This window comes from Streptococcus massiliensis DSM 18628 (assembly GCF_000380065.1).
In the GTDB taxonomy this organism is placed as follows: Bacteria; Bacillota; Bacilli; order Lactobacillales; family Streptococcaceae; genus Streptococcus; species Streptococcus massiliensis.
Map to the genome: position 1 here is coordinate 1 of NZ_KB904387.1, position 22931 is coordinate 22931.

Sequence of the window (22931 nt, forward strand, 5' to 3'; positions counted from 1 at the left end):
GCCATTTGTCCTTGGCAGTGAGGGCATTTAGGAGCGGGATAATCTAGCTTAGCCATGATTTCTTTATGTGTTCCAGCATCTACATAATCTAAAATAGTGATGTTAGGGTCTTTAATTCCGAGTAAGTTTGTGATAAAATTTAATTGTTCCATAAGATTCTTTCTAATGATGGTTTGATCGCTTTTCATTATAGGTCTTATGGGACTTTTTTTCTACAACAAAATAGGCTCCATAATTCCTAAAGTGATTTTACTCACTACAGAAATTATAGAGCCCTATTTGAGAGCTTTCAGCTCTCTTTTTGTTTCGCAAAAAAAGCCCGCCTGATTTGGCGAGCCTTATAGGGAGATTATTATGAAAAAGAAAAGTTATTTAGGAATATCAGTAAGAAACAATATTTTCTTAACCGATGAATTAAGTATACCCCTTCAAGCTTAAATGAAACTTAAGCAATTTTAAAATTTCTTTGTTTGTTTTCTTTCCCCTTTAATTGCCTATTTGTAGTAAAATTTTGATATAATAGACTGTGCATTAACAAAATGAGGGAGACTTTCATGAAAAAATTACATCAAGCTCTGCTGGAGCGTTTCAACATTGTTTTTTCTCAGCAAGAGCTGCTAGAAACGGCTTTTACTCACACTTCTTACGCCAATGAGCACCGCCTCTTAAAAATTTCACATAATGAGCGCTTGGAATTTTTAGGAGACGCTGTTCTGCAACTGATTATCTCGCAATATTTGTACAGCAAGTATCCTAAGAAACCAGAAGGCGACTTGTCCAAACTGCGCTCGATGATTGTCCGCGAGGAGAGTTTGGCTGGTTTTGCTAGAGATTGCCAATTTGACCAGTATATCAAGCTGGGCAAGGGTGAGGAAAAATCAGGCGGGCGTGAGCGCGATACGATTTTAGGGGATTTATTTGAGGCTTTTTTAGGCGCTCTGCTACTCGACAAGGATGTGGAAGCGGTCAAGGACTTTCTCTATCAGGTCATGATTCCCAAGGTGGAAGCGGGCGATTTTGAGCGGGTCACAGACTACAAGACCAAGCTGCAGGAGCTTCTGCAGGTCAATGGCGATGTGGACATTGATTATCAAGTGGTAGCCGAGTCTGGTCCAGCCCATGCCAAACGTTTTGAGGTGGCTGTTTTGGTCAATGGGCGAACTCTCGGAACAGGGAAAGGTCGATCCAAAAAGCTAGCCGAGCAGGAAGCTGCCAAAAGGGCAGTTGAAAAGGGGAATTACTAATGTTTTTGAAGGAAATTGAAATTCAGGGCTTCAAATCCTTTGCTGATAAGACCAAGGTCGTCTTTGACCAAGGGGTGACTGCGGTCGTGGGGCCAAATGGCTCTGGCAAGTCCAATATTACCGAAAGCCTGCGCTGGGCGCTGGGTGAGTCCAGTGTCAAAAGCCTGCGGGGCGGCAAGATGCCCGATGTTATTTTTGCAGGGACGGAAAATCGCAAGCCTTTGAATTATGCTTCAGTTGTCGTTCTTTTGGACAATAAAGACCAATTTATCAAGAATGCTGGGGCAGAAATCCGCGTGGAGCGCCATATTTATCGGAGTGGCGACAGCGAATACAAGATTGACGGCAAGAAAGTTCGGCTGCGTGACATCCATGATTTGTTTATGGATACTGGCTTGGGGCGGGATAGTTTTTCCATTATTTCCCAAGGGAAGGTCGAAGAAATCTTTAACAGCAAGCCCGAAGAGCGCAGAGCGATTTTTGAGGAAGCCGCAGGGGTGCTCAAGTACAAGACGCGGCGAAAAGAGACAGAGAGCAAGCTCAATCAGACCCAGGATAATCTGGACCGTCTAGAGGACATTATCTATGAGTTGGACAGCCAAGTTAAACCTCTAGAAAAACAGGCAAAAACGGCAAAACGTTTTTTGGAATTGGACAAAGAGCGTAAGCGACTGTATCTGGATATTTTGGTGGCGCAAATTCATAAAAACAAAGAAGAGCTAACCGAACTGGAGAAAAATTTAGAAATTGTTCAGGAAGAACTCAAAAGTTATTATCAAAAAAGAGATGAGCTAGAAGTTAAAAGTCAGGAACTAAAAGCACAGCGTCAAAAATGCCTACACGAGCAAGAGAGTAGTCAAAATGCTCTGCTAGACTTAACTCGCTTAATCAGTGACTTGGAAGGAAAAATCCAAGTTGCAAAACTGGCTGCTAATCAGGAGGCTGCCAATCGCGAAGAAATTTTAGAGCGGATAGCAACACTAACTGCTAAAAAAGAGCAAGCAGAGGGTGAACAGGCGGCGAATCAGGAAGAAATTCTTAATTTATCTGCTAATTTAACCTCTTTAGATCAGAAAATCGCAAATTTGGAGGAAGAATTGCGAGATTTTTCTGATGACCCTGATCAGATGATTGAACGATTGCGTGAGCGCTATGTCAAACTGATGCAGGAAGAAGCGGGACTTTCAAACGATTTGACAGCTTTAGAAGTGCAGTTAAAATCTCAAGAGCAAGAAAACCAGTCTAAATTAGAGAACCGGCGCAAGTTGGAAAATGATTTAGATGTAGTGCGAAAACAAGCTGATGAGCAAAGGCAAGAACTTGAACAAGTTAGGACAAACCTAGAGGAGTTGTTGAAAAATTACCAAGTTCTGAGCAACGAACATGTCAAAACTGAAAATCATTATCAGGAAGCACAAAAATCTATGTTTGATAGCATGGATGAGCTTAAAAATAAAAAAGCACGAAAAACCAGTCTGGAAAATATTTTACAAAATCATAGCAACCTCTATGCAGGTGTTAAGGCTATTTTGCAGAATGCTAAACAAATTGGAGGAATTTTAGGTGCAGTCAGTGAAAATCTATCTTTTGATGCTAAGTATCAGACAGCACTTGAAATAGCTCTCGGAGCAAGTAGCCAAAATATTATTGTCGTTGATGAGGAAGCTGCAAAGCGTGCTATTCGGTATCTTAAACAGAATCGTTTAGGTCGTGCGACCCTTTTGCCATTGACTACGATTAAACCTAGAGAAATCGTTAGTCATCATCGGCAAACAATCCAATCAAGTCAGGGATTTTTAGGAGTTGCTAGTGAGTTGGTTCGTTTTGATCAAGATTTTGAGACAATTTATAAAAATCTACTAGGGACGACAGCCGTTTTTGATACAACAGAAAATGCTCAGCGTGCGGCGCGTGCGGTTCGTTATCAAGTACGGATTGTGACCTTGGATGGGACAGAACTTCGCCCGGGCGGTTCTTACGCCGGTGGTGCAAACCGCAATCAACAAACTATTTTTGTCAAACCTGAGTTGGAAGTTCTGACTAGTCAGATTGAGGCGGATGAGAAAGCCTTAGCTGAACGTGAAAATAAGGTAGCAGAATTGCAAGAACAGTTGACGAGATTAAGTCAGCAAATGCAAGAACTTAAGGAAGAAGGCGATCTTGCACGTCTAGCAGAGCAGAAGGCAAACTTGTCTTATCAACAGACTCAAGAGCGTTTGGGAGAGCTAGAAGACCTGCTTGATGCAAGTGCAGAACAAGAGAGCATTGGTACTGGACAAGAATTACAAGTTAAGAAAGAAGCTTTAGCACAACGCTTGTCTGAAATTGAGCAAGCTAAAATGGATTTGACAGAGGAGATTGAGCAGGTTAAGTCAAATAAAGAAGCTGTTCAAGCACGTTTTGATAAACTCAATGAGACCTTGTCAGCAGCTCGATTAGAACGGACAGAATTTGCCAGCCGTAAAGGCTTTGAAGAAAGCCAAAAGAAACGGATCGAAGCGGAAAAAGCAGAATTAATTCAGCAAATTGCAGCACTTGAAAGCCGCTTAGAACAGGGTGATAGTATTGAAGAACCGGTTGACATTGCGCATTTAGAGGAACAGTTAACAGATGCTAAGGAGCGTAAAGAAAGTCTCAATCAAGCTATGATTCGTCTCCGTTTTGAACTAGAAGATGTAGAAGGTCAGAGTGATGACTTGCAAGAGCAATTAGCACATTCACGCTCTCAAAACGAAAATTGGATCCGTCAACAGGCGACATTTGAAGCACAAAAAGAAAAAATTGTTGAGCAACTGCAAAACCTGGTATTGACTCTCACAGAAGACTATAAGATGAGTTTTGAAGAAGCAAATCAACAGGCTGATGAGCTAGCAGATTTGCCAGTAGCTGAAAGTCAACATAAGGAACTGCAGAAAGCGATTCGTGCTTTGGGGCCGGTCAATCTGGAGGCCATTGAGCAATACGACGAAGTCAAAAATCGCTTGGATTTCCTAAATACCCAGCGCGACGATGTCTTGTCGGCTAAAAATCTGCTTCTTGCGACGATTGAGGAGATGAACGATGAGGTCAAAGAACGCTTCAAATCAACTTTTGAAGCTATTCGCGAGAGTTTCAAAGTGACCTTTAGGCAGATGTTTGGTGGTGGGTCAGCCGACCTGATTTTGACCGAGGGCGACCTCTTGACAGCTGGTGTTGAGATTTCGGTGCAGCCGCCGGGCAAGAAAATCCAGTCACTCAACCTCATGAGTGGTGGCGAAAAGGCGCTTTCGGCTCTGGCTCTGCTATTTTCCATTATCCGCGTCAAGACTATTCCTTTCGTCATTTTGGACGAGGTGGAAGCGGCGCTTGATGAGGCCAATGTCAAGCGTTTCGGGGATTATCTCAACCGCTTTGACAAGGAAAGCCAGTTTATCGTGGTCACTCACCGCAAGGGAACTATGTCTGCGGCAGACTCCATTTACGGTGTGACCATGCAGGAGTCAGGCGTTTCCAAGATTGTGTCAGTGAAATTAAAAGATTTAGAAAGTGTGTAATGTCATGCCCCCAAAAATCGGAGAAAGCATACTTTGGAATAATGGATCAGATTTCATCTACAGACTGTATTTTAGGAGAAAATAGTGGATTATATAAGACAAATAAGAAAAAAAGTTGGTAAAGATAAAATTTTTTTGAACTTTACTAGTGGGATACTAAGTAGTTCTGGGAAAATACTTTTACAAAAAAGGTCAGATAAGGGTACTTGGGGTTTACCAGGCGGCGCTATCGAGTTAGGTGAATCAGCTGTAGAAGCGCTAATAAGGGAATTCTATGAAGAGACAGGAATAAAAGTGAGACCTGTGAAACTTCAAAATGTTTATACAAAGTATACGGATTCTTATCCCAATGGTGATGAAGCGCAAGTAATTACTATTTTGTATTTAGTTCAAGCTGAGACTGATGTTTTTAATAATAATTTCAGCAGTGATGAAACCTTAGAATTAGCGTTTTTTGATTATGATGAGATACAAAATATAACCATTGTTAATCAACAACATAAAGATATGATTAAAGATTTTTTTGAAAATAACAGTCCAATAGAAAGGTAATTAAAGATTATAGATTAGTTTTTGGGAATACCGTTTCTGGACTTCTTTCTTCGTCAACACTCCTGTTATTTCATACTCCTCATAAAGGCTTTCTCCAGTACCAGCAGCATGTAAAACAGACACTGGGACAAGAAAGAAGATGAGCTGGAGATTTTACATCAAGCTGTTAGTAAAACTAAACAACCTTATCAATCTGATACGGTTGTTTTTTCTCTTTTATGATATAATAAGAAAGAATGAAAAAGCGGGAAAGTTTATCAATCCCCCTTTAGAAGGAGTAAGATTAAATTGTATCCAAAGTTAGTAGCAACAGATATGGACGGGACTTTTTTGGACGACAAGGGTCAGTTTGATATGGACCGTCTCAAGGCCTTGCTGATAGATTTTAGAGAAAAAGGGATGTATTTTGCGGTGGCAAGTGGGCGCGGTCTTCTGTCCTTGGAAAAGCTCTTTGATGAGGTGCGCGACGAGATTATTTTCATTGCTGAAAATGGCAGCGTTGTTCAGTTTCACGGTGAGGATTTGTATGAAGCAACCATGCCCAAGGACTTTTACTTGCAGGTCTTTGACAAGCTCAAGACATCGCCTTACATGGACATCAACCAGCTGCTCTTGACTGGTAAAAAAGGCTGCTATGTGCTTGATACGGTCAATCCGACCTACCTATCTTTTAGCGCGCATTACAATGAAAATATCCAAAAAGTTGCTGATTTGGCTGAAATTGAGGACGAGATTTTCAAATTTACGACCAATTTCACCGAGGAGACGATTGAGGCGGGCGAAAGCTGGGTCAATGAGCATATTGACGGCGTAAAAGCGATGACGACGGGCTTTGCTTCTATTGACATCGTGCTGGACTATGTGGATAAAGGCGTGGCTGTGGTCGAGTTAGCGAAAAAGCTGGGCATTGACATGGATCAAGTCATGGTTTTCGGTGACAATCTCAACGACCTGCACATGATGCAGGTGGCAGGGCAACCTATTGCGCCAGAAAATGCACGACCAGAGATTTTGGCGGTCGCAAAACAGGTGATTGGACACCATGCGGCGGGCTCCGTTATGACTTACATGGAGGGCTTATCATGACGAATATTAAATTGATTGCTTTGGACTTGGACGGGACTTTGCTGACCCATGACAAAAAGATTTCGGTGCGGAACTTGGCAGCGCTCAAGGCGGCTCATGCTCGAGGCGTCAAAATTGTCCTGACAACGGGGCGTCCGCTCAAGGCCATGGACTTTTTCTTGAAAGAAATTGGCATCGCTGACCAAGAAAACGAGTACACCATTACTTTTAACGGCGGTCTGGTGCAGCGCAATACAGGGGAAGTTCTGGACAAAACGGTATTTCGTTATAGCGATGTGCATGACCTTTATGATCTTGCAGAACAGCTAAGGATTCCACTTGATGCAATTTGTGAAGGAGACGTTTATCAGATCCAATCTGATCAAGAATCACGCTACGCAACATTTAATCCAGCTCTTAATTTTACCTCTGTTGATTTTTCAGATCTCTCTAGCCAAATTTCCTACAACAAATGTGTATCTGCTTTTGATGCAGAGATTTTGGATAGGGCTCTGGCTCAAATTCCCGAGGAAATGAAAAATAAATATGGTATTTTCAAATCTCGTGCACAAATTTTAGAGTTTTGTCCTAAAGAAGCTCACAAGGCCAACGGTTTGGCTAAGTTGATTGCGCATCTAGGCATTGAGCAAAGCCAAGTCATGACCGTGGGGGATGAAGCCAACGATCTGACCATGATTGAGTGGGCGGGGCTTGGAGTGGCTATGAAAAATGCGGTGCCTGCTGTCCAAGAGGCGGCCAAGGTGGTGACACCTTTGACCAATGACGAAGACGGTGTGGCTTGGGCGATTGAAAAATATGTCTTAGAGGAGGAATGATATGGGATTATTTGACCGTTTGTTTGGTCGGAAAAAAGACAAGCAAGAAGAGAAAGAGGAAGCAGCTACCCAAGAGCTCGTTCAAAAAGAAGTTCAGGTAGAAGAACAGCCGACAGCAGCTGAAGCTGTAAAAGAAGAGCTTCAACCAGTAGCTGATGAAGCCGATAGCCAGCAAGCTGAGCCTGGCGCGTCAGAAGAAGAGCGTGTAGAGCAAGAACCAGCAGAGTTTGCGGCAGAAGAAAGCGAGCCGGCTCCTGAAGAAATGGAGCCTGTTTTGAACGAGGCAAGTCCAGTAGAAGCGCAAGCCGTTGAGACGGTAGAAGCAGCGGCTCCAAGCGTGGAAGAGGAAGTAGAGACAAGAGTGGAAGAAACTCCTATTGCATCAGAAGCAGAACAGTTGGCTGAAAGAAGCCCAGAGCCAGCCCAGCCTGAGACCGTCCAAGAAAAATACGACCGCAGTTTGAAGAAAACGCGGACTGGATTTGGTGCTCGCCTCAATGCTTTCTTCGCCAATTTTCGGACAGTGGACGAGGATTTCTTTGAAGAGTTAGAAGAAGTCTTGATTACGAGCGACGTCGGTGTGCAGGTCGCTTCTAACTTGACTGAGGAATTGCGCCAAGAAGCCAAACTGGAAAATGCCAAAAAACCAGACTTGCTGCGGCAGTTAGTTATTGAAAAGCTGGTTGATATTTACGAAAAAGACGGTTCTTACAAGGAAACGATCAATTTTCAAGACGGCTTGACAGTCATGCTCTTTGTCGGGGTCAACGGGGTCGGCAAGACCACCTCTATCGGCAAGTTAGCCTATAAATATAAGCAAGAAGGCAAAAAAGTCATGCTGGTTGCAGCGGACACCTTCCGTGCGGGGGCAGTTGCTCAGCTGGAGGAATGGGCGCGGCGGGTTGATGTTCCCATTGTGACAGGGCCTGAAAAGAGCGACCCAGCCAGTGTTGTTTTTGACGGCATGGAGCGGGCTAAGGCGGAAAATGTGGATATTCTCATGATTGATACGGCTGGACGCCTGCAAAACAAGGACAACCTCATGGCGGAGCTGGAAAAAATTGGGCGGATTATCAAGCGGGTAGAGCCTGCGGCTCCGCATGAAACCTTCCTTGCTCTGGATGCTTCGACTGGGCAAAATGCGCTAGTTCAGGCTAAGGAATTTTCAAAAATCACGCCAGTTACTGGTATCGTGCTGACCAAGATTGACGGCACAGCGCGCGGTGGGATCGTGCTCGCCATTCGCGAAGAATTGGACATTCCAGTCAAGCTAATTGGTTTCGGTGAAAAAATCGACGACATCGGTGAATTTAACTCCGAAAACTTCATGCGCGGTTTGCTGGAAGGTTTGGTGTGAAGATAGTTTTATTTCACTCTCATGTACCTATTCTGCTTTGCAGTCTAGTAAACTGAAGATATTACGGAGTTATCGCATCTGCAAAACAAAATTTAGTGGCTGGAATTTTCTTCCAGCCATTTTGCCACTTGAATATAAATTTCCACCTGTAAAATTAGTCAAAACATGGTATAATGGATAGGAACGTTTTTGGACAGAGAAGGTCGTGACATGAATTATCAACAGTTAACCAATTCTCAATATTGGGAAAATCTTTTTGCTAGTCCTTGGCAACTAGCTTTTAATTTATTGGATATTGCCCTGGTAGCTCTTCTACTTTATTATGTAATTAAGGCTATCGCTGGAACCAAGATTATGATTTTGGTTCGAGGGGTCTTGCTCTTTGTTTTGGCACAAATTATTGCTAATAGCTTAGGGCTGACAACAATTTCTTGGCTTATGAGTCAAGTGATCACCTACGGTGTTATTGCAGCCGTGGTGATTTTCACGCCAGAAATTCGGACAGGGCTAGAGCGTTTGGGACGAGCAACAGATTTTTTTACTTCCACAAATAATCTTACCACAGAAGAAAAAATGGTTCAGTCCTTTATCAAGGCAGTTGAGTACATGAGCCCTCGAAAGATTGGTGCCCTTATCGCTATTGAAGGGGCGCGCACCTTGCAAGAATATATTGCAACAGGTATTCCCTTAGATGCAGATGTATCTGGCGAATTATTGATTAATATTTTTATCCCTAATACGCCCTTACATGACGGAGCTGTTATTATTCGTGAAAATAAAATCGCAGTTTCTTGCGCTTACCTCCCTTTGACGGAGTCATCAGGAATTTCTAAGGAATTTGGAACGCGTCACCGAGCTGCAATCGGTCTTTCTGAAGTATCCGATGCTTTGACTGTGGTTGTTTCTGAGGAAACAGGAGCGATTTCTATTACTCATAATGGTGTCTTTAAACATGATTTGACTATTGAAGAATTGCGCGCGGAATTGGAGCAGGTCTTTGTAGCCCAACCTAGGAAGACACCAACGCTCCTTAGTCGCTTCAAAGGAGGAAAGTAGTATGAAAGAACGTAAACAAATTTGGTACATTGTCTCATCCATTTTCTTTGCTTTGATACTTTTTGTGTACGCTACAACTAACAGTTTTCAAAAAAATATCAATACACGTCAAATTACCTCGGAAACTTATACAAATACAATCCAAAGTGTGCCAATTGATATCAAATATGACAGTGATGACTATTTTATCAGTGGTTTTTCATCTGAAGTATCCGTTCAGCTGACAGGTTCTAATCGGGTAACCTTAGCAAGTGAGATGCAGGAAAATACTCGAAGTTTTCGTGTTGTAGCAGATTTATCAAAACTCCAGCCAGGGACACATGAAGTGGGATTGACTATTGAAAATCTACCAACAGGGTTGACTGCAACGATTAATCCGACCAAGATTACTGTAAAAATTGGTAAAAAAGCTAGCAAAACAGTTGAGGTAAAAGCGCTAATACCAAATAGTCAAATTGATGAAGATGTTACAGTAGACGAGGCAACAATCAGTACTGGCAAAGCAACGGTAACAAGCGATGAAGAGACATTGGAGCGGGTTGATCATGTTATTGCAAGTCTTCCAAGCAATATCAAGATAACCGGCAACTATTCTATCAGTGTACCCTTACAAGCGGTTGATGAGAATGGTACGGTTCTTCCAAGTGTTATCACGCCAGCAGAAGTTAATTTGAAAATTACTGTGAAGTCTAAACATAGTTCAAGCAGCGGCTCTAGTTCCTCATCAAGTACGAGCAGCAGCACGAGCACATCAAGTAGTGAATCAAGAAATTAGTAAAGGATTTTAAAATAATGGGTAAATATTTTGGAACGGACGGAGTCCGCGGAGAGGCTAATGTAGAATTGACGCCAGAATTGGCTTTCAAATTAGGACGCTTCGGCGGCTATGTTCTCAGTCAGCACGAAAGCGAAGTGCCTCGGGTCTTCGTTGGACGCGACACGCGTATCTCAGGAGAAATGCTAGAGAGCGCCTTGGTGGCGGGTCTCTTGTCGGTCGGTATTCGCGTTTATAAGCTAGGGGTGATTGCAACACCAGGAGTGGCTTACTTGGTCAAGTCTGAAAAAGCAAGCGCTGGGGTGATGATTTCAGCTAGTCACAATCCTGCTCTTGACAATGGGATTAAATTCTTTGGCGGTGACGGCTACAAGCTAGACGACGAGAGAGAATTAGAAATCGAAGCGCTGCTAGACGCGGCAGAAGACATCCTTCCTCGCCCAAGTGCAGAAGGTCTGGGCACGCTGGTTGATTATCCAGAGGGCTTGCGCAAATACCAACAATACTTGGTTTCTACTGGTGTTGAATTGGAAGGGCTACATGTGGCGCTTGATACGGCAAATGGCGCTGCTTCAACTAGTGCTCGTCAAATTTTCGCAGACTTGGGGGCAAAATTAACCGTCATCGGTGAGGCTCCTGACGGCCTCAATATTAACTTGAACTGTGGTTCGACTCACCCAGAGCAATTGCAAGAGACGGTTGTGGAAGCTGGCGCAGCCATTGGACTTGCCTTTGACGGTGATAGCGACCGCCTCATCGCCGTTGATGAACAAGGTCAGCTGGTGGACGGCGACAAGATCATGTACATCATCGGTAAGTACATGGCTGAACAAGGTCAGCTAGCCCAAAATACCATTGTAACGACCGTTATGTCCAACCTCGGTTTCCACAAGGCTTTGGACCGCGAAGGCATCAACAAGGCTGTCACGGCCGTTGGTGACCGTTATGTTGTCGAAGAAATGAAAAAATCTGGCTACAATCTGGGCGGTGAGCAATCAGGGCACGTGATTATCATGGACTACAATACCACAGGTGACGGGCAGTTGACCGCTGTGCAACTAACCAAGGTCATGAAAGAAACGGGCAAAGCTCTGTCAGAATTAGCGGCAGAAGTGACCATTTATCCGCAAAAATTGGTTAATATCCGCGTTGAAAACAGCATGAAAGACAAGGCTATGGAAGTGCCTGCGATTGCGGCGATTATCCAAGAAATGGAAGCTAAAATGGCTGGCAACGGACGTATCTTGGTTCGCCCAAGCGGAACAGAGCCGCTCTTGCGTGTCATGGCAGAAGCACCGACCGACGAAGAAGTGGACTACTATGTGGACACCATTGCTGATGTGGTTCGTAATGTGATTGGAATTGAGTAAAAATAACCAGCAAAGAATTAGAAAAGAAGATTTTTCGCCATACACTTTTTAATGGGTGTTGGCGATTCTATTTTTCTGGTCTGACAAAAACATCTTTTTTACATTTTAAAAGGAGTAGTCGCGATGAAACGCATTTTAATGGTAAATTTGCCTTTTTCTGGGCACACTAATCCGACTCTGGACTTGGCTCGGACTTTTGTCGGTTTGGGGCATGAGGTGACTTACATTCATTCGCCCGCTTGGCGCGACAAGATAGAAGCGACTGGTGCGACTTTTGTGCCTTATGACAATTATAGAGCAGGAAAGTCGGCGGATATAAAAAGCTGGGCTTGGGCTTATGAAACGGTAAAGAGGATTGGCAAGGATTTTGATTGTCTGGTTTATGAAATGCTGTTTACGGCAGGGAAATCCTTGGCTGACCAACTAGGACTTCCTTCTTTTCGGCTGTTTTCGACCTTTGCTTTGAATGAACAGGTGCTAAGCGATTTTGGTCGGACAGGCGGCTTTTATCTGACATTGATTTTTCGTTTTCCAATTTTGCAGCGCCTTTTGTCGCGTCCATTGGCGCGACGTTTTGCTTGGCGCTATGCTGATATGGTGCGTGAAATGGTTGACAATGCGCCTGAGCTTAATTTTGTTTATACGGTGAAAGAGTTTCAAGTTTATCCTGACCAGTTTCCAGCCGAGCACTATCATTTTGTAGGTCCCTCTATCGGGCACAGAACAGAAAGTGATTTTGATTTTTCAAATTTTCCTGATCCGATTGTCTACATTTCTTTGGGAACACTTTTAAATAACTCGCCTGATTTTTTCAAAAAGTGCATCCAGGCTTTTGGCAATCAAAAACTGTCTGTTATCATGTCAGTGGGCGATAAGATTGATGTGAAGGAGCTCGGAAATCTTCCAGATAATATTTTTCTGGCGCCTTTTTTGCCACAGTTGCAGATTTTGGAGCGCGCCAGCCTTTTTATCACTCACGGCGGTATGAATAGTGTCAACGAGGCGCTTTATTATGGCGTGCCTATGCTGGTGGTTCCTATGGGCAATGACCAGCCTAGAGTTGCTCAGCAAGTGGCGGATGTGCATGTGGGGAAACGCTTAAATAAGCGTGGCTTGACAGTTCAGCAGCTTCAAGAAGCAGCAGGAGAGTTATTGGAGGACAAGTCTTATCAAAAACGAGCGCAGGATTTTCAAAACAAGTGTCAGACCGCAGGTGGCAATCAGAAGATAGCCCAGCTGATTTTGGATCAATTGGAAGTTTAAAACTTTAAGCTGTATTTTATCATGAAAACTGTTTGTAAAATCTGCGTATTCATGATAAAATGAAAGCAGTAATTCAAGAAAAAGAGGTAATGAAATTGGCTTTTGGAGATAATGGACAACGAAAAAAAACAGGTTTTGAACGTTTGACTTTGATTGTCGTTTTGATCATGCTAGTTGTCACTGTTGGTGCGATTGTCATGAGTGCAGTCGGAGCATTGATGTAAGGCAGAAACGCTTGTAAAAGCGTTTTTTTGAAGAAAGAAAGTAAAAAAATGAGTATGTTTTTAGATACAGCCAAGATTCAGGTCAAGGCTGGTCGTGGCGGCGACGGCATGGTCGCTTTTCGGCGAGAAAAATACGTTCCTAATGGTGGTCCTTGGGGCGGTGACGGTGGTCGTGGTGGCAATGTTATTTTCGTGGTAGACGAAGGCTTACGCACCCTTATGGACTTCCGTTACAATCGTCATTTTAAGGCACAGGCGGGTGAGAAAGGCATGACCAAGGGCATGCACGGACGCGGGGCAGAAGATTTGATTGTTCGTGTGCCGCAAGGGACGACGGTGCGTGATGCGGAGACAGGCAAGGTCATCACCGACTTGATTGAAAATGGTCAAGAGTTCATCGTGGCGCGCGGTGGCCGCGGTGGCCGCGGCAATATTCGCTTTGCGACTCCCAAAAATCCCGCTCCAGAAATCTCTGAAAACGGAGAACCCGGCCAAGAGCGCGACTTGCTCCTAGAACTGAAAGTTTTGGCAGATGTTGGTCTGGTTGGATTTCCCTCTGTCGGGAAATCAACTTTGCTCAGCGTCATCACCTCTGCCAAGCCCAAAATCGGAGCCTACCATTTCACAACGATTGTGCCCAATCTGGGCATGGTTCGCACCCAGTCTGGCCAGTCGTTTGCTGTGGCTGATTTGCCGGGCTTGATTGAAGGGGCTAGTCAGGGCGTGGGGCTAGGAACGCAGTTTCTTCGCCATATTGAGCGGACGCGGGTCATTCTCCATGTGCTGGACATGTCTGCGAGCGAGGGGCGCGACCCTTATGAAGACTATCTAGCCATTAACAAGGAGCTGGAATCCTATAATCTGCGTCTCATGGAGCGCCCACAAATCATCGTGGCCAATAAAATGGACATGCCTGATAGTGCAGAAAATCTCAAGATTTTCAAGGAAAAATTAGCAGCTTCTTATGACGAATTTGAAGAATTGCCAGCTATTTTTCCTATCTCCAGTCTGACCAAGCAAGGTTTAGCACCGCTTTTGGACGCTACAGCGCAGCTATTGGACGAAACACCAGAATTTCTGCTCTATGATGAGACGGACATGGAAGATGAGGCCTACTACGGCTTTGATGCCGACGCGCCAGCTTTTGAAATTTCGCGCGATGACGATGCGACTTGGGTCTTGTCGGGCGACAAGCTAGAGAAGCTCTTTACCATGACCAACTTTGACTGTGACGAAGCTGTTATGAAATTCTCGCGGCAACTGCGCGGCATGGGCGTTGACGAAGCCTTGCGTGATCGAGGAGCCAAGGACGGCGACTTGGTGCGCATTGGCAAATTTGAGTTTGAATTTGTAGATTAGGAGGAGCTTATGGGTGATAAACCAATATCCTTCAAAGATGAAAATGGAAATTTTGTCTCAGCAGCCGATGTCTGGAATGCTGAGAAATTAGAGGAGCTATTTAATCGTTTGAATCCTAACCGTAAGTTTCGTTTAGAAAGAGAACGACTAGCAAAAGAAGGTAAATAAAAATGAGGCTGGGAGATTTCCTAGCCTTTCATTATATTCATATTTTGCTAAATTTAAAAAACTTAAATCTTGAGAGTACAAAAACCTAAACTCTATCGTTAAAGGTAGCATATAGTTTTACAGTTACTTAAATCTTGAGGGTACAAAAATATCTGCGTGTTGATCACAGCGACATGTCGGTTTCACAATTACAAAAACTACCTCCGATTTGGAAGTAGTTTTGATTTTGTTTCTTATTTGAGACCGTATTTTTTGTTGAAACGATCCACGCGTCCATCTGCTTGGGTGAATTTTTGACGTCCAGTGTAGAATGGATGTGAGTCTGATGAAATTTCGACACGGATCAATGGATAAGTTTCCCCTTCAAATTCAACAGTTTCGTTTGAACGTTTTGTTGAACCACTCAAGAACTTGTAGCCAGTTGAAGTGTCCATAAAGACAACAGGACGGTATTCTGGATGAATATCTTTTCTCATTTTAAAAAATTTCCTTTCTGCCATGCGCTCTTTGCGAGCCATAGTTTTGTTACCTTGATAGTTTACCAAATTATCAACACTTTGGCAAGCTTTTTCTTTATTTTTTTCCAGAAATTAGTGCTTGCAATTCTTGATAAATGGTTTCATTTTCTTGTTTGGAGTAAGAGTTAGCACCACTAGCCAATGGATGCCCTCCGCCATTATGTTTTTTGGCGACTTCATTAATAGGAATGGACTTACTACGTAAACGGACGCGATAATGCCCGTCTGTTTGCTCAACAAAAATTCCCCAGAGTTTGACATCTTCAATCCTACCAGGAGCAGCCACGATAGCAGAAGTGTCCGCGTCAGTCAATCCTTTTGTTTGTAGAAATTCTTGTGTCAAGACGATGCGTGCAGCGCCATTCTCATCAACTTCTAAATGATCGTAGATATAACCTTGTAATTTAGCAATCTTATAACTGAAAGAATCCATTTTTCGTGCTATCTCGGCAAAGTCAAATGGAATTTCGCGAAGTTTGCTAGCAATAGCAAATGTTCTTGAAGTTGTTGCAGGATAGAGAAAACGTCCTGTATCGCCAACAATACCTGCATAAAGAAGTCTAGCTGTGGTTTCTGTGACTTTGAGATCATTTTCAAAAGCAAAGAGAGCGATGAGCTCGCAGGTGCTACTGGATTTTGTATCCACCCACATAAGGTCACCGTAACTATCGTCGTTAGGATGGTGGTCAATTTTGATCAGAAAGTCTCCACTAGAGTAGCGAGCATCATCAATTCTTGGAGTATTAGCTGTATCACAAACGATGACAAGAGCACCTTCGTAGTCCTTATCTGTCACCTGATCCATCTGCGCTAACCAAGTTAGAGTAGGCTCATTATAGCCAGTAGCAAGGATGTGCTTATCGGGGAAATTGTGTTGCAGAAGTTTCTGCAAACCAACTTGACTTCCAATCGCATCAGGATCTGGGCGCATATGGCGGTGGATGATAATAGTATCGTATTCTTTGATTTTTTGTAAAATTTGAGTTTGAATGGTCATATTATTCTTCCTTTGGTTTTCCTTTCATTGTATCATAAGATTTTTTATTTTAAAAATCCTAAACTTATGATATAATGAAGAGAGTGAATTATTGGAGGAAATTATGGCTTTAGCTAAGATTGTATTTGCTAGTATGACTGGAAATACCGAAGAAATTGCAGATATTGTTGCAGATAAATTGAAAGAACTAGGACTAGAAGTAGATGTTGATGAATGTACCACTGTTGATGCAGAGGATTTTCTGGAAGCAGATGTGGCTATTATCGCAACTTACACATATGGTGATGGAGAATTGCCTGATGAGATGATGGACTTCTATGAAGATTTGAGTGGGCTAGATTTGTCAGGTAAGTTCTATGGAGTTGTAGGATCTGGTGACACTTTTTACGATGAATTTTGTAAAGCAGTTGATGATTTTGATGCCGTTTTTGCGGCTATCGGAGCAGAAAAGGCTTCTGAAAATGTCAAGGTTGATCTTTCAGCAGAAGATGAAGATATTAAAAACTTAGAACGTTTTGCTGAAGAAGTAGCAGCCAAAGTTCAATAATAGTGAGAGTGGGATAGAAATATTTTCTGAAAAGAATTTGTTTCTAATTCCACTTTTTGATTTTCAGTCTTATTTTCTGACATTTCTCAGAAAGAAGAGTATAATGAAGGAAAACGGTATTATGAATTGCAGAAAGGAAGGGTAGCCAAATGAAAGAACGAGATTATGCTTTTGGTTTTCACGATGACATTAAGCCCCTCTATTCAACAGGGAAAGGACTGACAGAGGAAATAGTTCGTAATATTTCAGAAATCAAAAATGAACCAGAATGGATGCTGAACTATCGCCTGCGCTCTTTGGAGCTTTTCCACAAGTTACCCATGCCTGATTTTGGACCAGATTTGTCAGGTATTCGTTTTGATGATATTATTTATTATCAAAAATTAAGCGGAGAACGTGCCAACACTTGGGACGAGGTACCAGATGAGATTAAAAAAACCTTTGATCGTCTGGGCATTCCAGAGGCGGAGCGGCAGTTTCTCTCTGGGGCAGTCGCCCAGTATGAGTCAGAGGTCGTCTATCATAATATGAAGGACGAATTTGCTAAGATGGGCATCATTTTTACAGATACTGATACGGCGGTACAGGAGTATCCCGAGCTAGTTAAAAAGTATTTTGGAACGGTCATTTCTAATGCAGAGCACAAATTTTCAGCCTTAAATAGTGCAGTATGGTCAGGAGGGACATTTATCTATGTTCCCAAAAATGTCCAGTGTACAGTTCCAGTGCAGACTTATTTTCGGATCAATGGTGAAAATGCAGGACAATTTGAGCGTTCTCTTATAATTATAGAAGAGGGAGCTTCTATCCAATATATTGAGGGCTGTACTGCACCGACTTATACAGCCAATAGTCTTCATGCGGCGAATGTAGAAATTATTGTCAAAAAGGATGCTTTTTTCCGCTACACCACTATTCAAAATTGGTCAGATAATGTTTATAATCTAGTGACCGAACGAGGGACAGTCGAAGAGGGCGGGACACTGGAGTGGATTGACGGTAATCTCGGCAGCAAGGTCAATATGAAATATCCATGCAGTATCTTGAATGGCCGTAATGCTAGAACCTCTGTCTTGTCCATGTCCTTTGCAAATGCAGGTCAGCACCTTGATGCAGGTTGTAAAGTCTACCATAATGCCCCTAAGACTTCTAGCACCTTGATTTCCAAGTCGGTGGCTAAAGACGGAGGCAAGACCGATTATCGTGGGCAAGTTCGCTTTGGCAAAGATAGCGCAGGCTCTAAATCGCATATCGAGTGTGACACCATTCTCATGGACGGTGAGTCAAGTTCCGACACCATTCCCTTCAATGAAATCCATAATTCTAATGTGGCGCTGGAGCATGAAGCCAAGGTGTCCAAGGTGTCAGAAGACCAGCTTTACTATCTTATGAGCCGTGGCATTAGTGAAGAAGATGCGACAGCCATGATTATCAATGGTTTTATGGAACCAATCACCAAAGAACTTCCTATGGAATACGCCGTTGAACTCAACCAGCTCATCAATATGAGCATGGAAGGCTCGGTTGGTTAATCAATAGACAAGTTTTTTCATCTTTTAAAATGACAAGATAAGGTTAGGATATATTTTTCCTGACCTTTTTGCTTGAAATATTTGTTAAGAATAGTATAATAGATATAAACTTAACTAGTTAAGTAAAATCGAAGGAGACGAACATGGCTAAAAAATCAAAAATGGCACGTTATCACAAACAGTTAAAACTCATTGAGCAGTATGCCGACTTGCGGCGAGAGCTCAAGGATAAGGGGGATTATGAAGCCTTGCGCAAATTGCCGCGTGATTCCAACCCTAATCGCTTGAAGCACCGCGATCGGCTGGACGGGCGCCCGCATGCCTATATGCGGAAGTTTGGATTGAGCCGCATTCATTTTCGTGAACTGGCGCACAAAGGGCAGCTTCCAGGAGTTAAAAAAGCCAGCTGGTAAGAGAAATGAGCTGGAAAATTTTTCTCGCTTTTGATATGATAGAATCAGCACAAACACAAGGAGAGAATCATGGACTTAGCAGACATCAGGCGGGAAATTGATCAAGTGGACGATGAACTGGTCAATCTTTTAGAAAAAAGAATGGAGCTAGTAAGTCAGGTTGTTGCCTATAAACAATCTAGCGGAAGGGCAATTTTAGATCGAGCGCGTGAGCAAGCGATTTTAGATAAGGTGGCAGCACATGTTGAAAATAAACAGTATGTCGAAACTATTGTAGACTCTTTTGCGGACTTGATGAGACACTCACGTGAGTATCAAAATAAGAACCTATCATGATAAAATTCAAAGATAATCTTGCAGTTTTTGCAGCTGGTGCGCTAGGCGGTTTGTGCCGGTATGAGTTCAGTATGAGTTTGCTGGTAGACTTTTCTTTTCCTTGGGGCACGCTGTTAGTTAACTGGCTAGGAGTGTGGTTGCTCGTTTGGTTTGTTAAAGGATATTTAGCTAGTCGCGGAGCTGCAAGGCGTTTGGTTTTAGCTTTGGGTACAGGTTTCTGTGGCGGCCTGACAACTTTTTCGAGCTTGCTATTAGATAGTGTTAAATTACTAGACAAAGGTGATTTACTCAGCCTACTAATCTATCTTTCTCTGAGCATTTTAGGTGGATTTGCAATTGCTCTTATCGCAGAAAAGCGGGTGCAATCATGAGTATGGTTCTATATTTGATGACTGCTTGTGGGTTAGGAACTCTGATACGTTTTGTCTTTTCACAGTTAAATAGCCGCTATGCTTTACCACTAGGCACTCTTGTTGCTAACATTTTAGGTGCCTTTCTGATTGGTATTTTTTATAAATCTGTTGCCGATAAACAAGTTTACGCCATTCTAGCAACGGGTTTTTGTGGCGGTTTGACAACCTTTTCTACCTTGAATGCGGAGCTCCTTGCCCTGCTAGAAAATAAGAAAAAGTTTCTCTCTTACTTGCTTTTGACCTATCTCCTTGGTTTTTTAGCAATTTTTTTAGGAATTCTGCTCTAAAAATCTTTACTTTTAGCGGAAATCTGGTATAATATTCTCTGTGTGTAATGGACGCACAGAAAACGACTAATCCGCTGGGCAACTTGCTTGATGATTAGTAAGATAGGAGAAGAAATATGAATCCATTGATCCAAAGTTTGACAGAAGGTCAACTTCGCACTGATATCCCTGCATTCCGCCCTGGTGACACGGTTCGCGTTCACGCGAAAGTTGTCGAAGGAAACCGCGAACGTATCCAGATTTTTGAAGGTGTCGTTATTGCGCGTAAAAATAGCGGAATTTCAGAAACTTACACAGTTCGTAAAATTTCTAACGGTGTAGGTGTTGAACGTACTTTCCCAGTTCACACTCCACGTGTTGATAAGATTGAAGTCGTTCGTTACGGTAAAGTACGCCGTGCTAAACTTTACTACCTTCGTGCATTGCAAGGTAAGGCAGCGCGTATCAAAGAAATTCGCCGTTAATCAGATTTTGAGAGAAGTTCTTCTTGTACAAGGAGAGCTTTTTTCTATGTCTGCCGCTAAAGAGTTAGTATTATTTTTGAGTATATAGAGAGATGAAGTATCTGATACAAGAACTTAAAAAGACGGTCATAGCTAAAAATAATTGACATCTTATCCTTCATGATAGGCATTTTCCCTTAAAAATGCTACAATAAGGATAAAATATTGTGTGAGGTTTTGATTTAGTGAAGAAAAAAGATTTTAGTTTAAGTTGGTTTTTCCGCTGGTTTTTAGACAATAAGGCAATTACGGTCTTTCTGGTGACCCTTCTTTTGGGGCTTAATATTTTTCTGTTAAGTAAGATTAGTTTTGTTTTTATTCCCTTTTTAGATTTTCTAAAAGTCATCATGCTGCCTATCATTATTTCGGGTTTGCTTTATTATTTGATTGTTCCTTTGGTTGATTGGCTTGAAAGTAAGAAAATGAATCGTGTAATGGCGATTTCGTTGGTATTTATCCTGATTGTATTGCTTTTGATTTGGGGTCTGGCAGTAGCTATTCCAAGTTTGCAAAAACAAGTTATTAGCTTTTTCAAACATTTGCCAAGCAATTTGGAGACAATCAGTGACAATATAGATGCCCTTTTGCAAGATCCACGATTTGATGATATCAAGCCTCAGTTGGATCAGATTACTAAAAACCTCTCTTCACAAGCCGCTAGTTGGTCTAGCACAGTTTCTAGCAGAGCAGTGAATTGGGTAAGCACATTTCTCAGCGCGACTTCACAAGTCATTGTTTCTCTTATTATTATGCCTTTTATCGTTTTTTACCTTTTACGCGACGGAAAAAATCTGAAAGGTTATATTGCTAAATTCTTTCCAACCAAGCTGCGTGAACCGGTTGCTAATGTACTCAGTGAGGTGAATAGTCAACTGGCTAACTATGTGCGCGGTCAGGTGACGGTAGCTGTAGTTGTTGCCGTCATGTTCATCATCTTTTTTAAGATTATTGGATTGCGTTATGCGGTAACTTTGGGGGTAACTGCCGGTATTCTCAATCTTATCCCATACTTGGGAAGTTTCTTGGCCATGCTTCCAGCTCTAGTTTTAGGAGCGATTGCTGGACCGATTATGTTGATTAAGGTCATTATTGTTTTCATCATAGAGCAAACGATTGAAGGACGCTTCGTTTCTCCGTTAGTTCTTGGTAGCCAGTTGAATATTCATCCGATTACCATATTGTTTGTGCTCTTAACGTCCGGTTCGATGTTTGGTTTATGGGGTGTGGTTTTGGGAATTCCTGCCTACGCCTCAGCCAAGGTCGTTATTTCCGCTATTTTTGAATGGTACAAGGAAGTCAGCGGCCTCTACGAAGATGAAGCTGAAACGAAAGAAACAGGAGAAGAAAGTGAGCAATCATAGTCAGAACATGCTAGACGCTCTGCGAGAACAAGATTTGGCAAAAGCCGAACAGCATTTTGCCACTGCCCTAGCAGAGGACACAAATGAAGAACTTCTTGATTTAGCCGACTACTTGGAAAGTATCGGCTTTTTCCCTCAAGCCAAGCAAATCTATGAAAAATTGGCCGACCTTTATCCAGAGTCCTATATCAGTCTCGCTCAAATTGCTAGCGACGACGGAGATATAGAGGCCGCCTTTGCCTATCTAGAAGCTATTTCGCCAGAGAGTGACTTCTATGCGGCGGCTTTATTGGCCAAGGCAGACCTCTACCAAATGGAGGGCTTGCCAGATGTCGCGCGGGAAAAATTACTGGAAGCAAGCTCGATTACGACTGACCCGCTTATTACCTTTGCGCTTGCAGAGATTGACTTGGAGCTGGGGCGTTTTCAAGAGGCAATCAAAGAATACGCCAGCCTTGACAATCGCGAGATTTACCAGCAGACAGGCGTTTCGACCTACCAACGGATTGGGATTTCCTATGCGAATTTAGGAAAATTTGAGGCGGCGATTGAGTTTTTGGAAAAGGCGGTGGAGTTAGAGTATGATGAAGCGGCGGTGTTTGAGCTGGCTCTGCTCCTCGCTGACCAAAAGGAATATCAAAGGGCAAACTTGTATTTCAAGCAGCTGGACACGATTTCGCCCGATTTTGAGGGCTACGAGTACGGCTATGCCCAGTCGCTTCATGCCGAGCACAAGACCGAGGAAGCTCTGGCTCTTGCCCAGCAAGGACTGGCAAAAAATCCCTTTGACACCCAGCACTTGCTCCTTGCTTCCCAGCTGTCCTACGAGCTTCACGACCAGAAAAAGGCAGAAGACTATCTCTTGCAGGCGCAGGAAAATGCCGATGATATGGAAGAAGTGGCGCTGCGCTTGACCAATCTCTATCTGGAGCAGGAGCGCTATGAGGACTTGCTGGCTTTTGAGAAGCAGGACTTGGACAATATCTTGACCCGCTGGAATATCGCGCGTGCCTATGAGGCCTTGGAAAATCCTGAAAAAGCCTTGCAGCTCTTTCAGGATCTACAGACCGATTTGCAGGACAATCCAGAATTTTTGGAGCAATACAGCTATTTGCTGCGGGAAATGGGGCAAGCAGCGGAAGCCAAAAATCAAGCAGGACGCTATTTGCAGCTAGTGCCGGATGACGCCAGCATGCAGGAATTTTATCACAGTTTGTAAAAA

Annotated in this window: 24 protein-coding genes and 1 pseudogene; 22 read left to right on the forward strand and 3 right to left on the reverse strand. The window is 43.0% G+C overall.

Annotated elements, in window-relative coordinates; all coding sequences use genetic code 11:
- Nucleotides 1-152: pseudogene (locus tag A3I3_RS10825) on the reverse strand (ISL3 family transposase); the annotation flags it as partial.
- A 402-nt stretch (nt 153-554) separates the two neighbouring features.
- On the opposite strand from A3I3_RS10825, the gene rnc reads away from it, so the two are divergent.
- The 13 genes from rnc (at nt 555) to A3I3_RS10830 (ending at nt 14802) form a co-directional block, all read left to right on the forward strand.
- Nucleotides 555-1244: a ribonuclease III gene (rnc, locus tag A3I3_RS0105110; protein ID WP_018371658.1), complete on the forward strand. Its 690-nt coding sequence runs from the start codon at nt 555-557 to the stop codon at nt 1242-1244.
- Nucleotides 1244-4777, forward strand: a complete 3534-nt coding sequence (gene smc, locus A3I3_RS0105115) for a chromosome segregation protein SMC (protein ID WP_018371659.1) — start codon at nt 1244-1246, stop codon at nt 4775-4777. The genes rnc and smc overlap by 1 nt, the downstream gene beginning before the upstream one ends.
- A gap of 84 nt (nt 4778-4861) precedes the next feature.
- Nucleotides 4862-5329, forward strand: coding sequence for an NUDIX hydrolase (locus tag A3I3_RS0105120; protein ID WP_018371660.1), 468 nt, complete (start codon nt 4862-4864; stop codon nt 5327-5329).
- A 288-nt stretch (nt 5330-5617) separates the two neighbouring features.
- Nucleotides 5618-6415 carry a Cof-type HAD-IIB family hydrolase gene (locus tag A3I3_RS0105130; protein WP_018371662.1) on the forward strand — a complete coding sequence of 266 codons (798 nt, stop codon included), beginning with the start codon at nt 5618-5620 and terminating at the stop codon, nt 6413-6415.
- Nucleotides 6412-7230: a Cof-type HAD-IIB family hydrolase gene (locus A3I3_RS0105135; protein WP_018371663.1), complete on the forward strand. Its 819-nt coding sequence runs from the start codon at nt 6412-6414 to the stop codon at nt 7228-7230. The genes A3I3_RS0105130 and A3I3_RS0105135 overlap by 4 nt, the downstream gene beginning before the upstream one ends.
- Before the next feature lies 1 nt (nt 7231).
- Nucleotides 7232-8587: a signal recognition particle-docking protein FtsY gene (ftsY, locus tag A3I3_RS0105140; RefSeq protein WP_018371664.1), complete on the forward strand. Its 1356-nt coding sequence runs from the start codon at nt 7232-7234 to the stop codon at nt 8585-8587.
- 210 nt (nt 8588-8797) lie between these two features.
- Nucleotides 8798-9643: a diadenylate cyclase CdaA gene (gene cdaA / locus A3I3_RS0105145; RefSeq protein ID WP_018371665.1), complete on the forward strand. Its 846-nt coding sequence runs from the start codon at nt 8798-8800 to the stop codon at nt 9641-9643.
- 1 nt (nt 9644) lies between these two features.
- Complete coding sequence (locus A3I3_RS0105150; RefSeq protein WP_018371666.1) at nt 9645-10418, forward strand: CdaR family protein; 774 nt, start codon at nt 9645-9647, stop codon at nt 10416-10418.
- A 17-nt stretch (nt 10419-10435) separates the two neighbouring features.
- Nucleotides 10436-11788, forward strand: coding sequence for a phosphoglucosamine mutase (gene glmM, locus A3I3_RS0105155; RefSeq protein ID WP_018371667.1), 1353 nt, complete (start codon nt 10436-10438; stop codon nt 11786-11788).
- 123 nt (nt 11789-11911) lie between these two features.
- Entirely contained in the window at nt 11912-13051 is a 1140-nt protein-coding gene (locus tag A3I3_RS0105160) for a macrolide family glycosyltransferase (RefSeq protein WP_018371668.1), read from the forward strand.
- Nucleotides 13052-13146: 95 nt separating this feature from the next.
- Complete coding sequence (locus A3I3_RS10480) at nt 13147-13275, forward strand: DUF4044 domain-containing protein (protein WP_081600728.1); 129 nt, start codon at nt 13147-13149, stop codon at nt 13273-13275.
- Nucleotides 13276-13323: 48 nt separating this feature from the next.
- Nucleotides 13324-14634, forward strand: a complete 1311-nt coding sequence (obgE, locus tag A3I3_RS0105170) for a GTPase ObgE (protein ID WP_018371670.1) — start codon at nt 13324-13326, stop codon at nt 14632-14634.
- 9 nt (nt 14635-14643) lie between these two features.
- Nucleotides 14644-14802: a hypothetical protein gene (locus A3I3_RS10830; protein ID WP_018371671.1), complete on the forward strand. Its 159-nt coding sequence runs from the start codon at nt 14644-14646 to the stop codon at nt 14800-14802.
- Between the two features lie 233 nt (nt 14803-15035).
- Here the strand turns inward: A3I3_RS10830 and A3I3_RS0105180 are convergent, their stop codons facing one another.
- The gene (locus A3I3_RS0105180; protein WP_280523008.1) at nt 15036-15278 is read right to left on the reverse strand and encodes a type B 50S ribosomal protein L31; all 243 of its coding nucleotides are present in this window, start codon (nt 15276-15278) and stop codon (nt 15036-15038) included.
- Nucleotides 15279-15375: 97 nt separating this feature from the next.
- Entirely contained in the window at nt 15376-16317 is a 942-nt protein-coding gene (locus A3I3_RS0105185) for a DHH family phosphoesterase (RefSeq protein WP_018371673.1), read from the reverse strand.
- Between the two features lie 103 nt (nt 16318-16420).
- On the opposite strand from A3I3_RS0105185, the gene A3I3_RS0105190 reads away from it, so the two are divergent.
- The 9 genes from A3I3_RS0105190 to A3I3_RS0105230 all read left to right on the forward strand — a co-directional run bounded on the left by A3I3_RS0105190 (nt 16421) and on the right by A3I3_RS0105230 (nt 22928).
- Nucleotides 16421-16864, forward strand: a complete 444-nt coding sequence (locus A3I3_RS0105190; protein WP_018371674.1) for a flavodoxin — start codon at nt 16421-16423, stop codon at nt 16862-16864.
- A gap of 149 nt (nt 16865-17013) precedes the next feature.
- Entirely contained in the window at nt 17014-18396 is a 1383-nt protein-coding gene (gene sufB / locus A3I3_RS0105195) for a Fe-S cluster assembly protein SufB (RefSeq protein WP_018371675.1), read from the forward strand.
- A gap of 143 nt (nt 18397-18539) precedes the next feature.
- Nucleotides 18540-18809, forward strand: coding sequence for a 30S ribosomal protein S14 (gene rpsN, locus A3I3_RS0105200; RefSeq protein ID WP_018371676.1), 270 nt, complete (start codon nt 18540-18542; stop codon nt 18807-18809).
- Between the two features lie 69 nt (nt 18810-18878).
- Nucleotides 18879-19145 (forward strand): chorismate mutase, encoded by a 267-nt coding sequence (locus A3I3_RS0105205; RefSeq protein ID WP_018371677.1) that lies wholly within the window; start codon nt 18879-18881, stop codon nt 19143-19145.
- Complete coding sequence (gene crcB, locus A3I3_RS0105210; RefSeq protein WP_018371678.1) at nt 19142-19516, forward strand: fluoride efflux transporter CrcB; 375 nt, start codon at nt 19142-19144, stop codon at nt 19514-19516. The genes A3I3_RS0105205 and crcB (A3I3_RS0105210) overlap by 4 nt, the downstream gene beginning before the upstream one ends.
- Complete coding sequence (gene crcB / locus A3I3_RS0105215) at nt 19513-19845, forward strand: fluoride efflux transporter CrcB (RefSeq protein WP_018371679.1); 333 nt, start codon at nt 19513-19515, stop codon at nt 19843-19845. Before crcB (A3I3_RS0105210) ends, crcB (A3I3_RS0105215) begins: the two co-directional genes overlap by 4 nt.
- Nucleotides 19846-19961: 116 nt before the next feature.
- On the forward strand, nt 19962-20309 hold the full coding sequence (gene rplS / locus A3I3_RS0105220; RefSeq protein WP_018371680.1) for a 50S ribosomal protein L19: 348 nt from the start codon (nt 19962-19964) through the stop codon (nt 20307-20309).
- Nucleotides 20310-20533: 224 nt separating this feature from the next.
- The gene (locus A3I3_RS0105225) at nt 20534-21709 is read left to right on the forward strand and encodes an AI-2E family transporter (RefSeq protein WP_018371681.1); all 1176 of its coding nucleotides are present in this window, start codon (nt 20534-20536) and stop codon (nt 21707-21709) included.
- Between the two features lie 7 nt (nt 21710-21716).
- The gene (locus tag A3I3_RS0105230) at nt 21717-22928 is read left to right on the forward strand and encodes a tetratricopeptide repeat protein (protein ID WP_280523019.1); all 1212 of its coding nucleotides are present in this window, start codon (nt 21717-21719) and stop codon (nt 22926-22928) included.
- Nucleotides 22929-22931: the final 3 nt, after the last annotated feature.

What these genes read in the sequence shown, in the direction of transcription:
- smc (WP_018371659.1), top strand. Translation starts at nt 1,244, where the DNA reads ATGTTTTTGAAGGAAATTGAAATTCAGGGCTTCAAATCCTTTGCTGAT.
- obgE (WP_018371670.1), top strand. Translation starts at nt 13,324, where the DNA reads ATGAGTATGTTTTTAGATACAGCCAAGATTCAGGTCAAGGCTGGTCGT.
- cdaA (WP_018371665.1), top strand. Translation starts at nt 8,798, where the DNA reads ATGAATTATCAACAGTTAACCAATTCTCAATATTGGGAAAATCTTTTT.
- rpsN (WP_018371676.1), top strand. Translation starts at nt 18,540, where the DNA reads ATGGCTAAAAAATCAAAAATGGCACGTTATCACAAACAGTTAAAACTC.
- glmM (WP_018371667.1), top strand. Translation starts at nt 10,436, where the DNA reads ATGGGTAAATATTTTGGAACGGACGGAGTCCGCGGAGAGGCTAATGTA.
- crcB (WP_018371679.1), top strand. Translation starts at nt 19,513, where the DNA reads ATGAGTATGGTTCTATATTTGATGACTGCTTGTGGGTTAGGAACTCTG.
- A3I3_RS0105205 (WP_018371677.1), top strand. Translation starts at nt 18,879, where the DNA reads ATGGACTTAGCAGACATCAGGCGGGAAATTGATCAAGTGGACGATGAA.
- A3I3_RS10830 (WP_018371671.1), top strand. Translation starts at nt 14,644, where the DNA reads ATGGGTGATAAACCAATATCCTTCAAAGATGAAAATGGAAATTTTGTC.
- rplS (WP_018371680.1), top strand. Translation starts at nt 19,962, where the DNA reads ATGAATCCATTGATCCAAAGTTTGACAGAAGGTCAACTTCGCACTGAT.
- A3I3_RS0105150 (WP_018371666.1), top strand. Translation starts at nt 9,645, where the DNA reads ATGAAAGAACGTAAACAAATTTGGTACATTGTCTCATCCATTTTCTTT.
- A3I3_RS0105180 (WP_280523008.1), bottom strand. Translation starts at nt 15,278, where the DNA reads ATGAGAAAAGATATTCATCCAGAATACCGTCCTGTTGTCTTTATGGAC.
- rnc (WP_018371658.1), top strand. Translation starts at nt 555, where the DNA reads ATGAAAAAATTACATCAAGCTCTGCTGGAGCGTTTCAACATTGTTTTT.
- ftsY (WP_018371664.1), top strand. Translation starts at nt 7,232, where the DNA reads ATGGGATTATTTGACCGTTTGTTTGGTCGGAAAAAAGACAAGCAAGAA.
- A3I3_RS0105135 (WP_018371663.1), top strand. Translation starts at nt 6,412, where the DNA reads ATGACGAATATTAAATTGATTGCTTTGGACTTGGACGGGACTTTGCTG.
- A3I3_RS0105160 (WP_018371668.1), top strand. Translation starts at nt 11,912, where the DNA reads ATGAAACGCATTTTAATGGTAAATTTGCCTTTTTCTGGGCACACTAAT.
- A3I3_RS0105185 (WP_018371673.1), bottom strand. Translation starts at nt 16,317, where the DNA reads ATGACCATTCAAACTCAAATTTTACAAAAAATCAAAGAATACGATACT.
- A3I3_RS0105230 (WP_280523019.1), top strand. Translation starts at nt 21,717, where the DNA reads ATGCTAGACGCTCTGCGAGAACAAGATTTGGCAAAAGCCGAACAGCAT.
- A3I3_RS0105190 (WP_018371674.1), top strand. Translation starts at nt 16,421, where the DNA reads ATGGCTTTAGCTAAGATTGTATTTGCTAGTATGACTGGAAATACCGAA.
- sufB (WP_018371675.1), top strand. Translation starts at nt 17,014, where the DNA reads ATGAAAGAACGAGATTATGCTTTTGGTTTTCACGATGACATTAAGCCC.
- crcB (WP_018371678.1), top strand. Translation starts at nt 19,142, where the DNA reads ATGATAAAATTCAAAGATAATCTTGCAGTTTTTGCAGCTGGTGCGCTA.